Source organism: Pseudomonas sp. H1h (genome assembly GCF_000633255.1).
Lineage (GTDB): Bacteria > Pseudomonadota > Gammaproteobacteria > Pseudomonadales > Pseudomonadaceae > Aquipseudomonas.
Window position 1 is genome coordinate 249,360 of sequence record NZ_AYMJ01000011.1, and the last position, 19,313, is coordinate 268,672.

A 19,313-nucleotide genomic window follows, 5' to 3' on the forward strand; every position below is an offset into this window, starting at 1 on the left:
GGAGCGCGGCGCCGATCATTTGAGTTTCGCTATCTGTTTTGCAGAGGAAACCACGAGAGCCACCCACAACGTCGCCTCGGTCAAGGTCAGCCATGTCGGGAGATACTGCTGTTTATCCGCCTCACTCATACCGGCCTCCAATGCTCTAAGTGAGTCGCGCAGAGTGCATATCGGATCAATTACTTCAATCGAAGGCAGGAGCAGTACATCAATTTTATCAAGACTATGACTTAGGCCTCTGATCAAGTTGAGACTTGCTAGAAGGTTAATCCGTTCTTTGCTACCAAATTCCACAGCACGGCGCGATCGATCAGCCAAAGTTTTCACAAGGCTGAGCATGAGTTTTGACTTTTCCCTATCCGCCTTCATTTGAACTCGGCGCTGTGAGGATGCCACCCAAATTGCAATACCGAGAGCAGCAATAGAGCCGAATGCCTGAACCCATGATGCCAAGCCCGGGTGCCCTTCAACCCAAGTCAAAATATCCCCACAACACATAACCGCTCCTATTGATCCGGCTCCATGCCGGGCCGAACACAAATACCCCACTTCTACGAATCACGCCAGCCGGCGAGGATCCCCTATGGAAATCACTTACGGCTCGGTCTGTTCGGGCATCGAGGCGGCAACGCTTGCATGGAAGCCTCTCGGGATGCGCGCCACCTGGTTCGCCGAGATCGAAGCCTTCCCCAGCGCGGTGCTGTCCCACCACTACCCGAACACGCCGAACCTCGGCGACATGACCAAACTCGGCGCCCAGGTGCTGGCCGGAAAGATCGCTGCACCTGACGTCCTCGTCGGCGGCACCCCGTGCCAGGCGTTCAGCGTGGCCGGCATGCGCGAAGGCCTCACCGACCCGCGCGGCGCCCTCACGATCAAATACGTGGAGCTTGCAGATGCAGTTGACTATGTTCGCGCCGGCCAGCGAAAACCCGCCTGCGTCATCGTCTGGGAAAACGTCCCCGGCGTCCTCAGCGACAAAGGCAACGCCTTCGGATGCTTTCTTGGCGCGCTTGCTGGGGAAGACTGCGAACTGCAGCCTTCAGGGAAGAAATGGCCGGACGCTGGTTGTGTGTATGGACCCAAAAGAACAATCGCGTGGCGGATCCTGGACGCCCAATATTTCGGCTTGGCCCAACGACGCCGCCGTGTGTTCGTTGTCGCAAGTGCTCGAGACGGATTCGATCCCACCGAGGTACTTTTTGAGCGAGAAGGCGTGCGCCGGGATACTGCGCCGCGCCGAGGCGAGGGGCAAGACGTTACCGGATCAGCTCCTTTCGGCCCTGCGCTCCAGTGCGGATGCGGATACACCTTCGACGAGTCACTAGGACAATACGGCTGCCCAAATTGCGAAGGTGACGAGGGACCAGCGGTTGGGGTCTTCTGCGGTGTTCCTGCATTTGGCGCGGGAAACAGTTCAGGCTCGATCGAGCGCTCAAGCACCCTTACTCACCACGGCGGTCGGCAAGACTTCGAAAGCGAGACATTCTTCGTGGCACAAACGCTCGCCGGCGGCGGACGCAAGTCCGGAGGATACTCGCTCGACGACATCCCGATCACCGCGCCAGCACTGCGTGCCCAAGCACAGAGTAGCCACCGAGCCGACTCAGAGGCTTTCATCGTGGCCGGCACCCTAAACGCCAACGGCAAGGCGGCCGGCAGCGCCACACAGCAGGATGCTGAATCTGGGCTGCTGGTCGTACATGGCACGCAAGACCCTGATGTTCGTTTTGAACAGGCGCACACTTTGGGACGGAACAATGGGATGGAAAACGCCGTCCTTGCCTTTTCCTGCAAGGATCACGGCGCCGACGCTGGCGATATCGCGCCAACGCTTCGAGCTATGAATCACTCCGGAAGCCACGCGAATGCAGGCGGCCAGGTCGCAGTTGCCTTTCCGATTCAGAATGCCACTCGCGGCAAGGCACAGAATGGGCTCGGAATCGGCGAGAAGGCCGATCCCATGTATACGTTGGACAACGGCTCACAACATGCGGTCTGCATCACTGGTGACATCACGCATACTCTGAAAGCCGACGGCTGCGACGGCAGCGAGGATGGTACCGGGCGTGGTCAACCGATTGTGGCGGCGTTCGCCGAGAACTCGAGAGCCGAGCTGCGCTACGAGAGCGGCGACGGCAGTATCACTGGCGCGCTTGGATGCGGTGGTGGCAAGGCCGGCCAAGGGTTGCCATCAGCTCAAGTCGGTGCCTCGGTTCGGCGCCTTATCCCGCGAGAGTGCGAACGCCTTCAGGGCATGATCGACGACTACACGCTGATCCCATGGCGCGGCAAGTCTGCCAGCGAGTGTCCGGACGGCCCGCGCTACAAGGCGATCGGTAACAGCAAAGCCGTGCCCTGCGTTCGCTGGATCGGCCGGCGCATCTTGAAGCAGATCACACCCAGCCCGTACGGATGATCACGTCGATCAGTCGAATCACGGCAGCGGTCAGGTTTATCAGATCAGTTAGTCGTTTCATTCGGTAGTGCTCCGGCTCGTTGGATGACCCATCGTGCCGTCACAAAAAAATCGCTTGTATACCTACCCACCACCGCCCGGGCATGCCCCGGCATAGGACGCCCCATGCCCACAGAAACCAAACCGGCCGAGCCGCTGAAGGTTGAGCGCTCGACAGTCACGAAGCTGGTGATCACTGGCGCGCCGAGCCTTGACCCAATCACCGTCTTCCTTGAAGACCTGGCTCCATGCAAAGGCAAGATTACCGTCAGCTGCTGGGGTAAGAGCTGGACGGCTTACTGGGGTGGCATGTGGGACGGCCACACCATTGCGCAGTTCTTCTGCGAGTTGAACACCAGCTACATCATTGGATACTTCGACCAGTCACTGCGTTCGCGGCAATTCAGCGGTGATGCCCTGGCAAACGAAGCACAGCGCCTGGTGCTGAAAGAGCGTCGGCAGTTTTGTTATGGGCCGGACGAGGCGCGCGAAATGTTCGACGCAGCTGAAGATCTGCGCGACTCGCCATCGATTGACCATCTCCACGGCGCGCACAGCGAACTGATGACCAAGCTGTTCGGCGACGAGTGGTGGCACATGACGAGCGATGCCACTGAGCCCAATCCCGATTACGCCTACCTCGAGCGAATCATCCTCGCGGTGCAGCAGGCGCTGCGCCAAGAACAGCCGCAACAGGAGGCAGCATGAAGCGCATCTACCTCAGCGGCCCTATGACTGGCCTGCCAGAACTGAACTTCCCCGCGTTCCACGCGATGACAACCCAACTCCGCGCCGCCGGCCACGCTGTCACCAACCCGGCTGAGTTGAACCCCGACGGCGGAAGCTGGACCGACTGCATGCGCCGCGACATTGCCGCGCTGATGGACTGCGACACCGTGGCGAGGCTTCCTGGCTGGCACACCTCGAAAGGCGCCCAGCTGGAGGTCCTGATCGCCGAACACCTCGGCATGACGGTTGTGAATGCCCATGATCTGGTATCGAACAAACCATGAGCGTTATTCGGCATTACATTTCTCATTTTTCGAAGGCTGCACGGTCCATTCCGATGAAGGTGACGCGATCATAAATACAGCGGGATCGTCACATAGATTGATCAGGAAATTACCGTTAACCCCGCCAATCAAGACGCCGCGCACGCCCTTACTAACGTTAGTTATTAATTCGGCACTACCATCTCTGAGCATTTCGTCCCGGGTTTTTCCCGAATAAACAAGATAGGCAAGAAATATCGCGCTAAAAACAAATGCGACAAACACCCCAACCATATAGCTATATGACTTCTTCTCCGACACATAATGCATGGCCCCTGCGACAGTGACGGAGAAGCACGAGTAATAAGCCACATATGTAAGTATTTCAGCCAAACCGTGACTGAATTTCACATGAAGCAATTTATCTGCTGTCAGATAACTAGTGCACAACCCTACCACCACCAATCCGACTGGCCGAAGCCCATGAGCAGAGACGTGCTGAAAGCTTTTGAAACCGTAGAAAAGTGGTGTAGAAAAAACCGCAATCACTACTAAATCAAGCATGCCTCTATAAACATAATCCTGAAATCCGTGATAACTCAACACCCACTCACAACCCAAACCCTTGTACACAAAATACAACTTAGAGAATCCGGCGATAAATGCTAGCAACGCTAGAACACTGAAAGCAGCCGCAAGCTTTCCAAACCAAGAAACAACATCAACATGTTCAACCCGTCTGTTCGCCCGACTCAAAGGACACCTCAGGACTTAAAAATACAGAAGTGATTCTATATTCATTTCGCTACGCCTACTGAAAGAAATCTCTCCCCTTCAAAGTCAGCCGCTATAGCGGCAAGGAACCGGCATGCTCAGGAAAAACCACCTCATAGTCGACTCCGGCTGCACGCAGGACAACGAGCGCTGGTCGCTGTCGGCTTGCGGCCTGAATGAAGAGTCCGAAGTCGCATGGGACGGCACCCACCAACGCGAATTTGTCAGCTGCAAACGATGCCTGGCGAAAATGGCCAAGAAGCGACCGGCTCCAGAGCCATTCCACAAAGAGCGTCCCATTCTTTTCAACGGTGCGATGGTGCGCGCGATTCTGTCCGGCCAAAAGACGGTCACGCGCCGCCCGATCAAAGGGAATCAGATCCCGACCTATATAAAATCAGATTCCGCCGAACATCAGTGGATGGCCGTGGTTCAAGATCATCCGCGCTGGGGCTTCGGTGCATTCGGTGCGACTGAGGAGGAATGCGCGGCCGAGCTGGCCATGTACGGTGGCTGTCCGTACGGGCGGCAAGGCGATCGGCTGTATGTCCGTGAAACTTTCAATCGCACCAACCCGGGTGGCGCGGAAGGCGTTTATTACTACCGCGCTGACGGGGAGTTCCCGAAGAGCATCGGCGGCGGGAAGTTCACCGATGCCGAATCATGGAAGCCTTCGATTCATATGCCGCGAGCAGCGAGCCGCATCCTGCTGGAGATCACCGACGTGCGCGTCGAGCGGTTGCACGCAATCACCGATCAACAATGCAAAGCAGAGGGTTGCGCCGGTGGGCACGGATCAATTCCAGGTTACATCTACAACGCCACGCCGCAGGAGCATTTCCGGCACATTTGGGAAAGCACGGGCGGCGACTATCACGCCAACCCTTGGGTCTGGGTCGTCGAGTTCAAGGGGGTGACGCCATGATCTTCGCCCCGCTCTACATGGCCTACCTCATCTACAAGGGGCCGTGGCGATGAATGCGCAAGTTCTCGATCCTTGCAGCGCCAGCCGCATGATGTGGTTCGACAAGGGTGACCAGCGCGCCTTGTTCGGCGACATTCGTGACGAGGAGCATCTGCTGTGTGATGGACGGGTGTTGAAGGTTGAGCCAGACGTGATCATGGACTTCCGCAACCTACCGTTCCCCGATGCCAGCTTCAGCATGGTCGTGTTCGATCCGCCGCACTTGGTGCGGGCCGGCCGTGAAAGTTGGCTGCGGTTGAAGTACGGAATCCTCACGGACGACTGGCGCGATGATCTTCGCCAAGGATTCGCCGAGTGTTTCCGAGTGCTGAAGCCTGGTCAGTTCCTGATCTTCAAGTGGAACGAAACCCAGATCCGTGTCAGCGAGATTCTTGCCCTGACCGATGAGCAGCCGTTGTTTGGCCACAAGTCCGGCAAGCGCGAGAAAACGCACTGGATCACCTTCATGAAGCGGCCGGCGCCATGAACCGCATGGTCAGCGTCCGCACCGAGGAACTGGACGGCACTGCGCTGGACTGGGCAATCAACGCGATCGAGGGTGACCAGCAGCCCGTCGCTGGCCAGCTGGATCTTTTCGCCCTGCCCGACGTCGACCAATTGATTACGAAGTACGACGTCCGGGTCGATGTTGGCCACCGGCACCCGTGGCTGGCCGACGCCACCAACGATCCATTCAACCGCCAGCCCGGCGAAACCCGAACCATCGCCGTGTTCCGCGCCGTGGTTTTCGCCAAATGCGGAGCCTCGGTGAGCGTGCCCGCCGAACTCATCCAGTTGTAAAACCAAAATTGACAACTCAACAGCCTGCCGGTGTACGGCGGGCGAGGAATGACCGTGAGCAATGCACTTGATAACCGACCACTGCTGGTACGCCTGCAGAAACGTATTGAAAAACTCGACCCCGAAGGACATACAGGCGCAACACCGGTCGACGTCGAACTTCACCGGCAGTCAGTGGCGCTGGTGAACGAGCTGACAGCAGCGCTGAAACTCATCCGCGAGAACCTGCGCGCCTGCCAAGCGACGATCCACTTGGCCGGCTACTTCGATCCTGCCTACGTCAACGATGCGCAGGCTGCCATGAAGGTCGCCGACGCAGTCCTTGCCAAGACCGACGCATAACCCATCACCACCTTCTGCCGCCACGCGCGGCATGGAGCACCACAATGGAAAACGAAATCCTCTCCGACGAGGAGTTGGCCGAACTCACCGGCTACAAGGCCCGGGCCTACCAGCGCCGCTGGCTGATTGATCGCCAGTGGGTGTTTGTCGAAAGCCGCGGCAAGCGCCCACTGGTGGGCCGCATGTACGCACGCATGAAGTTGGGCATGATCAGCCCCACCATCGCCGACCCATACCCGCCGCCGGCAGCGCCGGCATGGACGCCAGACTATTCGCGAGTGAATTGATATGCGCCCCCGCAAGACCGAGCATCACCACCTGCCACCTCGGATGTACAAACGATCGCGAAAACGCAAGAACGGCACCACCTGGACGGCCTACTACTACCGCGATCTGCTCGGCAATGACATTCCGCTGGGCAAAGATCTCGACAAAGCTCGGTTGAAATGGGCCGAGTTGGAAGCCAAGGAAAAGCCGCTCGACCTGCGCACCATGAAAGGCATCTTCGATCGGTACATCCGCGACGTGGTGCCCAAGAAAGCACCGCGCACGCAGAAGGACAACTTGGCAGAGATTAAGCAGCTGCGGCCGATGTTCGACAGCGCGCCGATTGACTCGATCACGCCAGCTACGATTGCTGGATATCGTGACGCCAGATCGGCAAAAGTCCGGGCCAACCGCGAGATCGCTACCCTCTCCCATGTTTTCAACATTGCCCGGGAGTGGGGCCTGACGACAAAGGAAAACCCCTGCCAGGGTGTGCGCAAGAACAAAGAGACGCCGAGGGACTACTACGCGAATGATGTGGTTTGGGAAGCGGTGTACAAGAAAGCAGCTCAAGAGCTGAAGGAAGCGATGGACCTGGCCTATCTGACCGGCCAAAGGCCGGCAGATGTGCTGGTTATGCGGAAGGATGATATTGAGGGCGGATATCTGACTGTTCAACAGAACAAGACGCACAAGAAGCTGCGCATTCAGATGACGACCGCCGGAGAGGCTAACAGCCTGGGCATTTTGATCGCGGCAATCACAGAGCGAAACGCTGCTCACGTTTCGAGCTACCTGATCATCAACCGGAGCGGTAAGCGGATGACTGCGACGATGCTGAGGAAGCGATGGGACGCGGCGCGAGAGAAGGCAAAACTGGAAGCTCTTGAGCAGGGAGACGAGCTGCTGGCTAAGCGGATCGGTGAATTCCAGTTCCGGGATATTCGGCCGAAAGCGGCGTCGGAAATCAGCGATGTTGGTGACGCCAGCCTGTTGCTCGGGCACACAAAAGGCGACATTACTGAGCGGGTTTATCGCCGTGTCGGCGCGATCGCCAAACCCTCAAAATAGGCAAAAAATGCGTTCCATAACTCGAAACACGCCCCTTGTAGAATGCGGTCTGTAGAGGTGCTGCAAAACAAAAGTATTGGAACGAAAATACGTCTGACGCCGCGTATTCTGAGGCTTTCCATAGCGGTCTTGAAAACCGTCGACTGTAACAGGTCCATGAGTTCGAATCCCATCGCCTCCGCCATATTTGATACGACAAAGCCCTGATTATTCAGGGCTTTGTCGTTTCTGGCATTTGGGAATTTTGCTCGTCTCACTATGGATCGTTTCCGCATCTTTTCGGCCATTTCCGCAACCCTACCTTTCAGACCGCCCTCCTCCCGTCAGTTTCAACTGCAGATTTGATGTGACGGACGAGCTTGGAGTGTAGCGATAGGCTGCTTTCGGCCAACAGCAGCAAGTCACGAAAGGCTGCTCTCGACTAACAGTGCACCTTCTTGAGGGCAGCTACGGGCCACAAGCGCACAAATATCGTCATCATCTGGGCGCCAGAATCGAAACGTTTGCTCGAGGTAAATTCGACCTCATCAAGGCGTCATAATCCTATACCGCGTGACGCGATCCCCTTGACTATCTAAACTGCCGCAGAAGCCAAAAACCTTTGCTGCGACCGGGGCAACATCCATGGACCTTCAACATCGCAACAATGTAAAAGTCATGGGCGATGGTCCTTCAACGCTGATCTTTTCTCATGGTTTCGGCTGTGATCAGACGATGTGGCGTTATCTCGCCGAAGGCTTCAACGATCGCTTTACAGTTGTGCTGTACGACCTGGTTGGCGCGGGCCAGTCGGACATCGAAGCCTATGATCGGGAAAAATATAACTCGCTGGACGGTTACGCCCGGGACCTGAATGAAATCATTGACCAGTATGCCCGCGGCCCCGTGATCGTTGTCGGCCATTCCGTCAGCAGCATGATCGGTGCACTGGCCGATCGTCAGGCGCCCGGAAGCGTTGCCGCCCATATAATGATCGGCCCCTCCCCCTGCTACATCGACACCGACGAATATGTGGGTGGTTTCAAGTTGGAGGACATCCACTCGCTGCTCGACACGCTAGACAGCAACTACCTGGGCTGGTCCAGCACCATGGCTCCGGTGATTATGGGCGCGCCTGGGCAACCGGCGCTGGGCGAGGAGTTGACCAACAGTTTTTGCCGCACCGAACCCGATATCGCCAAGCAATTCGCGCGAGTGACGTTCATGTCCGACAACCGCCAGGACATCGCAGGGCTGGCAACACCCACGCTGATCCTGCAATCCACCGACGACCTGATCGCACCCACCGCCGTTGGCGACTACCTGCACGCTGTGCTGCCCAACAGCAAGCTCTGCCTGATAGCTAACGTCGGCCATTGCCCCCATATGAGCGCGCCCAGTGCATGCTCGGAGGCCATGGAGAACTTCCTGTCACCCTGGATGGGCGAACATGTCGAATGACCATCAGTGGCCGCCTGATAATCAGACGCTATTCGATGAAGCCCCCTGCGGATTGGTGGTGACGAAAGAAGACGGCACGATTCTTCGTAGCAACAAGACGTTCAGCCATTCGATCGGCCTGGACGCACAGGCGATCATCGGGCGGCGTTTCCAGGACCTACTGACCATGGGCGGTCGCATTTTCCATCAAACGCATTGGTCGCCACTGATGCAGATGCAAGGCTCCGTCGCGGAGGTAAAGCTCGATCTGGTTCACCATGACAAACACATTGTGACCATGTTGCTCAATGGCGTCCGACGCGAGCACTCCAGCGGTGTGTTTTATGAGCTGGCGCTCTTTGGCACCAAAGATCGTGACAAGTACGAGCGTGAGTTGGTCAACGCACGCAAGGCAGCCGAAAACCTGCTGCGCGAAAAAGCCGCCGCCGAAACGGCCCTCAGGCAGGCCCAGGCCGAGCTGAAAAGCGCCTACGAAAAGGCCCAGCTTCGCGCCACGTTCGCAGAGCAAATGGTCGCCATCGTCAGCCACGATCTCAAAAATCCGCTGACGGCTATCAAAATGGCCTCTGACATCTTGGCCCGAGGTGAACGCACCGCCCGGGAAACCAAAATGCTCGGCCACATTAGTCAGTCGGCCGATCGTGCTGAACGCATGATTGCCGACCTGCTGGACCTGGCGCTAGCCAGAGTTGGGCAAGGCATTTCGATCAGTCCTTCGACGGTGGACTTGCATGCCTTCGTGGGCGCCAGCGTCGATGAATTGCGTATGGCGTTCCCCGAAGCCACGTTGATACATCGGTGCGTGGGGACAGGCAGCGCCCGTCTGGATGAGGACCGGGTGCAGCAAATTATTGGCAATCTCGTGGCTAACAGTGTGGCTTATGGTGATTTACAACAGCCGATCACGATCACTTCATGCGTCGAGCAGGATCACACCCTTGTATCGGTACAAAACCAGGGGGCTGCCATTCCCGAGTCGTTGATGGGCGTTTTGTTTGAGCCAATGATTCGGGGGACAGAGACAGGTAGCGATGCGCGAAGTGTGGGGCTCGGACTTTTTATCGTTCGAGAGATCGTCAGGGCGCACGACGGTTTCGTATCGGTGAATTCAACACCGGAGAGTGGCACCACCTTCACGGCAAAGTTTCCAACGCTTTGATACAAACTCATCCGCCTCAATTTCTCCCTCTATCTCCGCTAGTTTTCACGGTCGTTTCCAGTTCGTCGCGACAGACAGAAAACGGCCATAAGCGGTCAGCCCTGGCCGTCTGCTTTTGGCCAAAAGCGGACGTTCTAGAGCGACCGCTGTCGGCCAAAAGCGGACTTAACGTGAACCATTCTGTTCCAGCAATTTTGGGACTGAGGAGCTCTTTACCTCTTCAGATAAGCGCGACCCCTCAGCTGCTGTAGGTTCATAAGCTAGGTGATTGCTCAGGCCCCGTGAAATGGGAAGCCTAGTCATTTATTTTGTGAAGTGAAGAGGTGCTTTTCACAGAAAAGCTGAGAAAAGCCTACTTGCCTCTCACAAAAGTTGATTGGCGTAGTGAGGGCCACTTTTCTACCTTCATGACCGACGCTCAGCCGTTGACGGTACACTGTAGCGGCATGCACAAGAGGTCCATAGCATTCGTATGGACCTCTTCGACCATTATCAGAATAGATCCTGCAGGGTTTGCTGCGTAGGGCTAAGCGATGGGTCACTATACTGCGTGGTGCTCGTCGCCGGCGCACTCTCGATCTTGAATACTTCCATAGCCGTCTGCGGCCCGTCCGCCGATGCCGCCGTCCCGTCTACTGTGTTGATCAGCCGAGTTACAACCCCATCAGGCGCAGGCTGCGAGTAAGGTGCTGTCCCGGCAAGTGCCACCTTCATGTAGTCCATCCAGATAGGCAATGCGATGGTCACCCCCCACTCTCTCCGCCCCAAGCTTTGCGGGTTATCGAAACCTGCCCAGACACTCGTCACATAGTTGCCGTTGTACCCCGTGAACCAAGAGTCCTTGGCGTCGTTGGTAGTGCCCGTCTTGCCCGCAATATCGGGGCGATGCAGCGCGGAAGCGGCGCGACCGGTACCCCGCTTGATGACATCCTGGAGCATGCTGGTGAGTAGGTAGGTCGTACGGCTGTCAACAATCTGTTCTGCCACCGCTTCGGGTGCAGGGTTGCGGGCGCTGGGCGCGAAACGCGGGGCGGCCTCGAAGACAACCCGGCCTGAGCGGTCTTCGACTCGGTCGATGAAAAAGGGCGTGACCTTGTAGCCGCCGTTGGCGAGCACGCTCCAGCCGCCGACCACCGCCAGGGGTGTAACGGACGCTGTGCCCAGGGCGAGGGAAAGGTTGCGCGGCATGTCGTTGGCGTCGAAACCGAAACGCGTGATGTAGTCGATGGTCGGGTCGACGCCCATGGCTTGCAGCAGGCGGATCGAAATCATGTTTCTGGAACGATATAGCGCTTCGCGCAGGCGAATGGGGCCGAGGAAGGTGCGGTTTTCGTTCTGTGGGCGCCATGCAGGCCCCGAGTAGTCGCTGCCCAGCACAATAGGCGCGTCGTTGACGATGCTTGCCGGCGTATAGCCGTTGTCGAGCGCCGCACAGTAGATGAAGGGCTTGAAGCTTGAGCCCGGTTGTCGTTTGGCCTGTACCACGCGGTTGAAACCGCTCTGGTTGAAATCGAAGCCGCCGACAAGGGCCTTGATCGCGCCATTGTCCGGCGCTACCGACACCAGCGCGCCCTGAACGTCGGGCACCTGGCTGAAAGCGAAAGGCTGGGAGCCTGCCCGCTCAACGCGGATCACATCTCCGGGGCTGACGATGTCTGCAGGCCGTGCCGGTTGGCGGCCCAGTGCGCTGTGGTTGATGAAGGGGCGGGCCCACGCCATCGTCTGCCAGGCGACGTCATGTTGCTGGCCGGTCTGGTCGACTACGGTGATGCGGTCGGCGAAGACCTTCGTCACCGCCACAGCTTCCAAGCCGCCCAGTACCGAATATCGTTTCAACCTTTCCAGCCATGCTGGGCTCAGGCTGCCGGTGAGATGGCCTTCGGGGCCGCGATAGCCGTGGCGCTTGTCATAGGTTTTCAAACCGTTCTGTAACGCAGCGTTGGCAGCCTTCTGCAGTGTACCGGAGAGGGTCGTCACCACGCGAAAGCCCTGCGTGTAGGCGTCATCGCCGAAGCGGCTGACCAATTGGGCCCTGACCATTTCGGCTATGTAGGGGGCACTTACCTCGGGTTCAGGCGCGTGATATTGCGCGGTCACGGGCGCCTCCAGCGCGGCACGGTAGCGGGCCTCATCGATGCTTCCCAGCGCGTACATTCGCCGCAGAATCCAGTCGCGTCGTTGTTTGGCCCTAGCGGGGTTATTGATAGGGTTGAACCGTGAGGGCGCCTTTGGCAAGCCCGCGATCATTGCGGTCTGCGCCAGGGTGAGTTGGGATACCGGCTTTCCATAATAGATCTGTGCGGCGGCTGCGATGCCATAGGCCCGCTTGCCCAGGTAGATCTTGTTGACGTAGAGGTTGAAGATTTCGTCCTTGGTCAATGTGCGTTCAATGCGCAAGGCCAGCAGTATCTCGGTCAGTTTGCGTGAGAACGTCTTCTCTTTGCTCAAGAAGAAATTCTTGGCCACCTGCATGGTGATCGTGCTGCCGCCGGAGCGCACGTGCCCGCTGCTAATCAATTCCATGGCCGCCCGCACCAGGCCTGTGGGGTCGACGCCACGGTGATGGTAGAAGTTGGCATCCTCCGCAGCCCTGAAGGCGGCCAGGAAGTCGCCCGGGATTTGTGTGGACGGCAGGGGGATACGGCGTATTTCACCAAATTCGGCGATTAGCTTTCCTTCTGCGCTGAATACCTGCAAAGGCTCTTGGAGTTGCACGGCCTTGAGGCTTTCTACATCGGGCAATTGTGGGTTGAAGTACAGATAGGTGCCGCTTGCACCAAGCACCAGCACGCTGACGAGAGCCAGTGCACACCAGCCCAGGGCCTTTAAAAGCCGCATTCGTTGCTCCTTAAGCAGGTTTTTCGATACCGATGAGGGAGCGTCGGAGCATTCCAACGCGCGGATCAGTCTTTTCCGGCTCGGGTATCGAGGCGTTTTGCAGGGCATTCGGGACGTCGAATTCCGGCTTCAACTGCCCGTGTGCATCCAGTAGCCAGGCGTCCATTACCTTCCTGACCACCGGCCCTGCGACCCGGGCTCCGGCTTCACCGTTCTCGATCATCACCGCGACCACGATGGCCGGACGTTGCGCGGGGGCAAAACCGACAAAAAGTGCGTTGTCGCGATGGCGTTCACGGGTCTTGTTGCGGTTGTAGCGCTCGCCCTGCCTGATCGCGATGACCTGTGCCGTGCCACTCTTGCCGGCTATACGGTATGGCGCGCCCTGGGCTGCCCGGCGCCCGGCACCGCGCGGGTCGTGCATGACCATCTCCATGCCCTTTACCACCTCGCGCCAGGTGTCCGGATTTTTCAGGGTGATGTTGGGCAGGGGGTGTAGGTCGGCCGGTTTTTGCCCACCAATCGACAGCGCCAGGTGCGGCCGATGCCAGATGCCTCTGCTGGCAATCAGGCTGGTGGCCTGGGCCATCTGCAGGGGCGTCATCTGCACATAGCCCTGGCCGATGCCCGCGATAAGCGTTTCGCCGGGGTACCACTGCTGGCGGCGGTTTGCGCGTTTCCAAGCCGGGGAGGGCATCAGCCCGGGCGCTTCCTCGAACAGGTCGATCGAGACCCGCTGCCCCAGGCCAAACGCGGTGAGGTAGCTGTGTAACCGCTCGATACCCAGCCTGTGGGCTAGGTCGTAGAAGTAGGTGTCATTGGAGCGCATGATCGCGTCGTACATATCCACCCACCCCTCGCCTGCCCGATTCCAGTTGCGGTATTTGTGCCGGTAATTAGGCAGTTCGTAATAGCCACGGTCGAATACCCGCTGGTAGGGGGTGATGACGCCACTGTCCAGCCCTGCAACCACCACCATTGGTTTGATGGTTGAAGCCGGGGGGTAGAGGCCGCGTAGCACGCGGTTGAACAGCGGCATGTCGGCTGAATCTCGCAAGGCCGCATAGTCCCGGGCCGTGATGCCCTTGACGAAAGGGTTGGGGTCGAAGCTGGGCCGACTGACCATGGCCAGGACATCGCCAGTTTCCGGATCCAGTGCGACCACCGCTCCACGCCGGTCTCCCAAGGCCTGCTCGGCAGCACCTTGCAGTGACGCATCGATCGTCAGCACGATGTCCTGGCCCGAGGTTGGGTTGTGTCGGCCCAGCACGCGGATCACCTTGCCTTGCGCATTGGTTTCCACTTCTTCGAAACCCATCTGGCCATGCAGGGCGTTTTCATAAAAGCGCTCGATGCCGGTTTTGCCGATCTGTTCCGTGCTCAGGTATTTTGCGTGATCGAGTTGCCGGTATTCTTTTTCATTGATGCGCCCGACATATCCCACCGAATGGGCAAAGTGTTCGGCCAACGGGTACACCCGTGAAAACTGCGCTTGGACATCTACCCCCGGCAGTCGAAATTGATTCACTGCCACCCGTGCGATCTGCTGTTCGGTGAGGTCCGTCATCAAGACGACTGGCTCGAACGCTCTGCCCCTCCTGTGCATGGCCCTGTCTATCTTGTCGCATTGACTGACGCTCAAACCCAGCACCTGGCACAACTGGCTGACGACGGACTTGCTATCGCCTGCTCGTTCGCGGGTGATCGTCAGGTTAAAGGTGGGTATGTTGTCGGCCAGCACGACATTATTGCGGTCATAGATGATGCCCCGTGCTGACGCGATTGGCCGCATATGCACGCGGTTTTTTTCTGCGACCGCAACGTGTAGATCATGCTGAGTGACTTGCAGGAAGTACAACCGACACACCAGTGCGGTTGTGAGGGCTAAAACAAGTACGGTGCTGGCGATAATCCTTGTTTTTACAATCCTGTGGCTTGCTTCCCTGTCCTGTAATTCGGTGGAATGTGTCATCTGGAGATACTTACGCTTTTTGCAGGTCTTACGCTCGTGGACCTTTATTCTAAGGGGCGCAAATTATTCAGCAATTCGTACTTCTGGCTATCTGATATCAATAAGGTTTATGTCATACAAAGGCTTCTGACTCTGACCGCTCGCTTATCAAAATCGAGGTGGCTCAGGTCAGGCAAAAGGTCTTATCCACCAGTTCTATGATCATCGCCTTGACCGTTTGTAGCGTGCTGTCGTGCTTGCTACCCACTCGCGTGCCGATTTCAAGATCGTAGGAGGGCATTGGAACGGGGCAGGAGAACGTTTGCAGCGTGCTGACCCTTTCCATGGCGCGAGCCGCATGAGTAGGCACAGTGGTGATCAGTTTCGATCCCATCAGCAGAAACGGCACTGCGGCAAAATGCGAAGTAGAGGCGTGGATACGGCGTTTGTAGCCGACTGCATTCAAGCCTTCGTCGACGATGCCGACGAAACCGGCTGAAGAGACCAGCAGGTGGGGCCGCTGGGCGTAGTCTTCGGCGGTGGTGGGTAGCGTGTTGTTGGCATCGGCAATGCCTAGGTAATTGCCCCGGCCAAGGCGGTGCCGGGCGATCAGTGGCGACGACATCCCGCCGGCCGACAAGGCAATGTCTATCTGATGATGCATCAACATGTCCTGGACCAGTCCGCTGTGAGTCTGCCGAAAAATCACGCGCAAGCCAGGCAGGTGTTTGTCGATCTGCGATACCAGGCTTTCGCCGAGGGCGATTTCACTGTCATCGGACAAGCCGAAGGTGATCGTCCTACCCTTAATGTCCCGATCACCGCCCGAAAGTGCAAGGGCTTGCCGGCAGCAATTGAGGGCCTCGCCAATGAGCGGTGCCAGCTCGTTGGCGCGCCTTGTCGGGCGCAGGCCACGGCCAGTGCGCTCGAACAACGGGTCGGCGTAGATCTCACGCAGGCGGCCAAGTGCGGCACTAACCGCAGGCTGCGTGACGCCCAGACGTATGGCAGCACGGCTGGCGCCACCTTCTTCGATCAGGGCGACAAAAACTCTGAGCAGATTCAGGTCGGCACTTTCGATATCAATGTTTTTCATATCAGATATCTTGATAGTTGATTGATTAATAGTATAGGCGTGCGGACAATACACGGCAAATAGTTAACTAATGCTTGAGTCGCTATTTGGCTGGGCAGGTAAATTGATACTAATGAATGCAAGCAAAGTTGTTGCGGGTTTACTGCTGGTTATTACTGTCGGCACGTTGAATGCCGCGCCCATGCCGCCGAAAGATGAGCCGCACGCCAGTGTAATGATGCCGCTTGGCAAGCAATTGATCACCGAACTTCAGGTCGCGCTGCAGGGGCACAACTATTATCAAGGCGACATCGATGGTTTGTTTGGCAGCGAAACACAAGAGGCCATCTATTTGCTGCAGTTGGACCAAGCGTTGCCATTGACCGGGAGTGTCAACGTGCAACTGCTGGAATGGCTCGGTATTGCCCCCCCTGCCTGGCTGTTGCCCTGATTCATCGCTGTGAGTGTCTTAATGCGTCCCTCTTCTAGAACGCTGCCCGGTTATCCGTGGCGGTTCAGGCTCGTGGTCGGCGTTGTATTTATCCTTGCGTTCACGCTGTGCTGGCGCATTGTCGAGTTGCAAATTGTCGATAATGCCTTCCTCCGCCATCAGGGTGATGCGCGGAGCCTGCGTTATGTGACCCACCCTGCGCCCCGAGGGGTGATCACGGATCGGGCCGGACGCCCGCTGGCTGTCAGCACCCCAATGGTTGCCCTGTGGGCTGACATGCGTGAACTGTCCGATGAGAAGGCCAAATGGCCGTCGCTCGCCGAGGCGTTGGAGATGCCGCTTGCGACGCTCGAAAAGCGCTTTGCGCAAAACCGGCACAAGGCGTTTTTCTACCTGCGCAGGCGCCTGCCCCCTGAACGGGCTGGCCAGGTTTTGCAGGTCGTCCACCAACAGCACATCAAGGGCATTTACAGCTTAGAGGAGTCGCGACGCTTCTATCCTACAGGTGCCATCGCCGCGCAGGTCGTTGGTTTTACCGATATCGACAACAACGGGAGCGAAGGCGTGGAGCTGGCCTACGATCAGGCGCTACGTGGGATCAGCGGCAGGCAGCATGTAGTCAAAGACCGCAAGGGGCAGGTAATCCAGGATCTGGGAGTGAGCCGGCCTGCAAGACAGGGGCAGGATCTGGCGCTGTCCCTGGACATACGCTTGCAGTACCTGGCGAGCCGCGAGTTGGAGAAGGCCGTGACCGACAATGGTGCCGACGCGGGAAGTGTCGTGATCCTCGATGTCGAGACCGGGGAGCTGCTGGCACTGGCCAACTACCCCACCTACAACCCTAACAACCGAGGACAGGCCAGCCCATTAGCGATGAGAAACCGGGCGCTAGTGGACGTGTTCGAGCCTGCCTCGACGATGAAACCGTTTTCGGTTGCCGCTGCACTAGAAAGCGGGCGCTGGAAACCGTCCGACACCGTGCTGGTAAAAACCGGCAGCCTGAAGGTTGGCAGGTTCATCATCCGTGATGCCTCGCGCACCGCGGGCGAGCGGTTGGACATGGCCGGGATCCTGGTACGTTCCAGCAACGTTGCGATCAGCAAGGTGGCATTCGATATTGGCGGTGAGAAGATTCATGGCCTGCTGCAGCGCTTGGGCCTGGGGCAATCGACCGGTACGGCGTTCCCCGGGGAGCGTTCGGGCGTGTTGCCAACCCGACGCCAGTGGCGGGACGCCGAAACCGCAGCGATGTCCTACGGCTACGGCGTTTCCGTCACCGCCGTGCAGTTGGCCAAAGCCTACGCCACCCTGGCCAATGGCGGCAGAAGTGTGCCTGTCTCGCTGTTGCGTGTCAGCGAACCAACGCATGCGAGTCAGGCGATGCCTGCCCCGGTGGCCAATGCGCTGAAGCACATGCTGGTACAGGTTGTTGAAGCACCCAGGGGTATTTATCGGGCCAAGGTTCCGGGCTACCACGTGGGCGGCAAGAGCGGTACCGCCAGGCGGCCCAGCGCCATCAATAAGGGCTATCAGCACAATACGTACAGGGCGATGTTCGCCGGGTTCGCACCCGCCGCCTCACCGAAATTTGTGGTGGTCGTGATGATCGACAACCCTTCCAAGCACGGCTATTTCGGAGGGCTGGTATCGGCGCCGGTTTTCAGCAAGGTCATGGCGCAGGCGCTTCGGTTATATAATATTGCCCCGGACAATCTTCCCTGACCTAGGCTCGGCGCCATCTTCACCCGCGACTTGCGAACGTGTGAGCAAGAAATGCTGGGAGGGGATTGACAGAGCAACAAAAAAAGAAAAATTTGCGCGTGTTGTGTCTAAGCAATCACGAGCTAGTACTGTTTTTTCTTTTGTTGCTCTGTCTTCCCTCAGCAAAGGTATTTACGTCTGGCTTACTCCTTTTGTAGTTGAAAAGCGAAAAAGTACTGTGTATGCAGGCTAAGATTTTTCTCTAACACAATCGTTTAACTATTTGAACAAATAGAGCTTCCGGATACGGGGCTTACTTTATTTTTAACCGGCTGATTTTAATCCAGTCGTTTAAACGGCGCAAACTTTCCGCGCCAAATTCACATTTAAAACTTTCCTCGCTAGAACACACTAGCTTGCGCGATTTGGTTAACAACCAGGACCAATAGTATTAGTTGTACGTGTAAGGATTTAAATAACAAGCTTATCATTGTAGTCCCGCAGCAACCTATTAGAAACCGGTCCTCACCAGAGAAATCCGGATTCTCGCATGCCACAATCCAGTATTGGATTCCAACTGATAAGCCTCACCGAATGAGGAGAGCATCCCGAGGGTATCGCCACCTTAGAGCTCCTTCGGGTCGATTCGCATACCGCGCGCGCAACCAAAGGCCGCTATTGGCCGATAGCTGCCAGCTTCCTCCTCACGTTCAGATGCTGTAAGACACATCGGTGCGACTGGCATATCGCCATACTGCGCAACTTCTTGCGCACTCGTCCGGCGAAAACGACCGCCGATCATTCTACAGGCCTTGATTGGCGTGACTCGCAGCCAAGTGCGCAGAAAACTTCGTCCCAACCGCAGTCCAGAGCCGTTCCACCCCCGGCTTCCGGGACCTTCAACAAACCTGGCACGCTCCTTGATAACAGCCAGGCACCCACCGGGCGATTCCGCCTCCCGGGCACCCTAAATTTATCCGCAAGGAGAGCACCCCATGGCAACACCAGCGTACATGTCGGTTACCGGCG

18 protein-coding genes are annotated in these 19,313 nt (G+C 57.6%); 13 read left to right on the plus strand and 5 right to left on the minus strand.

The window, feature by feature from the left end:
• Window positions 1-15: 15 nt before the first annotated feature.
• Window positions 16-480 (minus strand): hypothetical protein, encoded by a 465-nt coding sequence (locus U862_RS0109175; RefSeq protein WP_157836066.1) that lies wholly within the window; start codon window positions 478-480, stop codon window positions 16-18.
• A gap of 103 nt (window positions 481-583) precedes the next feature.
• Between U862_RS0109175 and U862_RS0109180 the strand changes: the two genes are divergently transcribed.
• From U862_RS0109180 to U862_RS0109190, 3 genes are all read left to right on the plus strand, one after another.
• On the plus strand, window positions 584-2,419 hold the full coding sequence (locus U862_RS0109180; RefSeq protein ID WP_025110129.1) for a DNA cytosine methyltransferase: 1,836 nt from the start codon (window positions 584-586) through the stop codon (window positions 2,417-2,419).
• A 165-nt stretch (window positions 2,420-2,584) separates the two neighbouring features.
• Window positions 2,585-3,166 carry a hypothetical protein gene (locus tag U862_RS0109185; RefSeq protein ID WP_025110130.1) on the plus strand — a complete coding sequence of 194 codons (582 nt, stop codon included), beginning with the start codon at window positions 2,585-2,587 and terminating at the stop codon, window positions 3,164-3,166.
• Window positions 3,163-3,471, plus strand: a complete 309-nt coding sequence (locus U862_RS0109190; RefSeq protein WP_025110131.1) for a DUF4406 domain-containing protein — start codon at window positions 3,163-3,165, stop codon at window positions 3,469-3,471. Before U862_RS0109185 ends, U862_RS0109190 begins: the two co-directional genes overlap by 4 nt.
• Before the next feature lie 3 nt (window positions 3,472-3,474).
• On the opposite strand, the gene U862_RS0109195 is transcribed toward U862_RS0109190, so the two are convergent.
• On the minus strand, window positions 3,475-4,206 hold the full coding sequence (locus tag U862_RS0109195; protein WP_157836067.1) for a hypothetical protein: 732 nt from the start codon (window positions 4,204-4,206) through the stop codon (window positions 3,475-3,477).
• Window positions 4,207-4,318: 112 nt separating this feature from the next.
• On the opposite strand from U862_RS0109195, the gene U862_RS0109200 reads away from it, so the two are divergent.
• The 8 genes from U862_RS0109200 (at window position 4,319) to U862_RS0109235 (ending at window position 10,268) form a co-directional block, all read left to right on the plus strand.
• Window positions 4,319-5,149 carry a hypothetical protein gene (locus tag U862_RS0109200; protein WP_025110133.1) on the plus strand — a complete coding sequence of 277 codons (831 nt, stop codon included), beginning with the start codon at window positions 4,319-4,321 and terminating at the stop codon, window positions 5,147-5,149.
• 49 nt (window positions 5,150-5,198) lie between these two features.
• Complete coding sequence (locus tag U862_RS0109205) at window positions 5,199-5,675, plus strand: class I SAM-dependent methyltransferase (RefSeq protein WP_025110134.1); 477 nt, start codon at window positions 5,199-5,201, stop codon at window positions 5,673-5,675.
• Window positions 5,672-5,989, plus strand: coding sequence for a hypothetical protein (locus U862_RS0109210; RefSeq protein WP_025110135.1), 318 nt, complete (start codon window positions 5,672-5,674; stop codon window positions 5,987-5,989). The genes U862_RS0109205 and U862_RS0109210 overlap by 4 nt, the downstream gene beginning before the upstream one ends.
• Window positions 5,990-6,043: 54 nt before the next feature.
• A complete protein-coding gene (locus U862_RS0109215) occupies window positions 6,044-6,331 on the plus strand; it encodes a hypothetical protein (RefSeq protein ID WP_157836068.1) in 288 nt (95 codons plus the stop codon).
• A gap of 44 nt (window positions 6,332-6,375) precedes the next feature.
• Window positions 6,376-6,618, plus strand: a complete 243-nt coding sequence (locus U862_RS0109220; RefSeq protein ID WP_025110137.1) for a DUF4224 domain-containing protein — start codon at window positions 6,376-6,378, stop codon at window positions 6,616-6,618.
• Window position 6,619: 1 nt separating this feature from the next.
• Window positions 6,620-7,669, plus strand: coding sequence for a tyrosine-type recombinase/integrase (locus U862_RS0109225; RefSeq protein WP_025110138.1), 1,050 nt, complete (start codon window positions 6,620-6,622; stop codon window positions 7,667-7,669).
• A 624-nt stretch (window positions 7,670-8,293) separates the two neighbouring features.
• A complete protein-coding gene (locus U862_RS0109230; RefSeq protein ID WP_025110139.1) occupies window positions 8,294-9,109 on the plus strand; it encodes an alpha/beta fold hydrolase in 816 nt (271 codons plus the stop codon).
• The gene (locus U862_RS0109235) at window positions 9,099-10,268 is read left to right on the plus strand and encodes a PAS domain-containing sensor histidine kinase (RefSeq protein WP_025110140.1); all 1,170 of its coding nucleotides are present in this window, start codon (window positions 9,099-9,101) and stop codon (window positions 10,266-10,268) included. Before U862_RS0109230 ends, U862_RS0109235 begins: the two co-directional genes overlap by 11 nt.
• Before the next feature lie 492 nt (window positions 10,269-10,760).
• Here the strand turns inward: U862_RS0109235 and U862_RS0109240 are convergent, their stop codons facing one another.
• The 3 genes from U862_RS0109240 to U862_RS0109250 form a co-directional block, all read right to left on the minus strand.
• Window positions 10,761-13,106 carry a penicillin-binding protein 1A gene (locus U862_RS0109240; RefSeq protein ID WP_025110141.1) on the minus strand — a complete coding sequence of 782 codons (2,346 nt, stop codon included), beginning with the start codon at window positions 13,104-13,106 and terminating at the stop codon, window positions 10,761-10,763.
• A 10-nt stretch (window positions 13,107-13,116) separates the two neighbouring features.
• Window positions 13,117-15,078, minus strand: a complete 1,962-nt coding sequence (gene mrdA, locus U862_RS0109245) for a penicillin-binding protein 2 (RefSeq protein ID WP_025110142.1) — start codon at window positions 15,076-15,078, stop codon at window positions 13,117-13,119.
• A gap of 163 nt (window positions 15,079-15,241) precedes the next feature.
• Window positions 15,242-16,153 carry a LysR family transcriptional regulator gene (locus U862_RS0109250; RefSeq protein WP_025110143.1) on the minus strand — a complete coding sequence of 304 codons (912 nt, stop codon included), beginning with the start codon at window positions 16,151-16,153 and terminating at the stop codon, window positions 15,242-15,244.
• A gap of 112 nt (window positions 16,154-16,265) precedes the next feature.
• On the opposite strand from U862_RS0109250, the gene U862_RS0109255 reads away from it, so the two are divergent.
• Together U862_RS0109255 and U862_RS0109260 are read left to right on the plus strand one after the other, a co-directional pair.
• Window positions 16,266-16,583 carry a peptidoglycan-binding protein gene (locus U862_RS0109255; protein WP_025110144.1) on the plus strand — a complete coding sequence of 106 codons (318 nt, stop codon included), beginning with the start codon at window positions 16,266-16,268 and terminating at the stop codon, window positions 16,581-16,583.
• 21 nt (window positions 16,584-16,604) lie between these two features.
• Window positions 16,605-18,305: a penicillin-binding protein 2 gene (locus tag U862_RS0109260; RefSeq protein WP_029977550.1), complete on the plus strand. Its 1,701-nt coding sequence runs from the start codon at window positions 16,605-16,607 to the stop codon at window positions 18,303-18,305.
• Window positions 18,306-19,313: the final 1,008 nt, after the last annotated feature.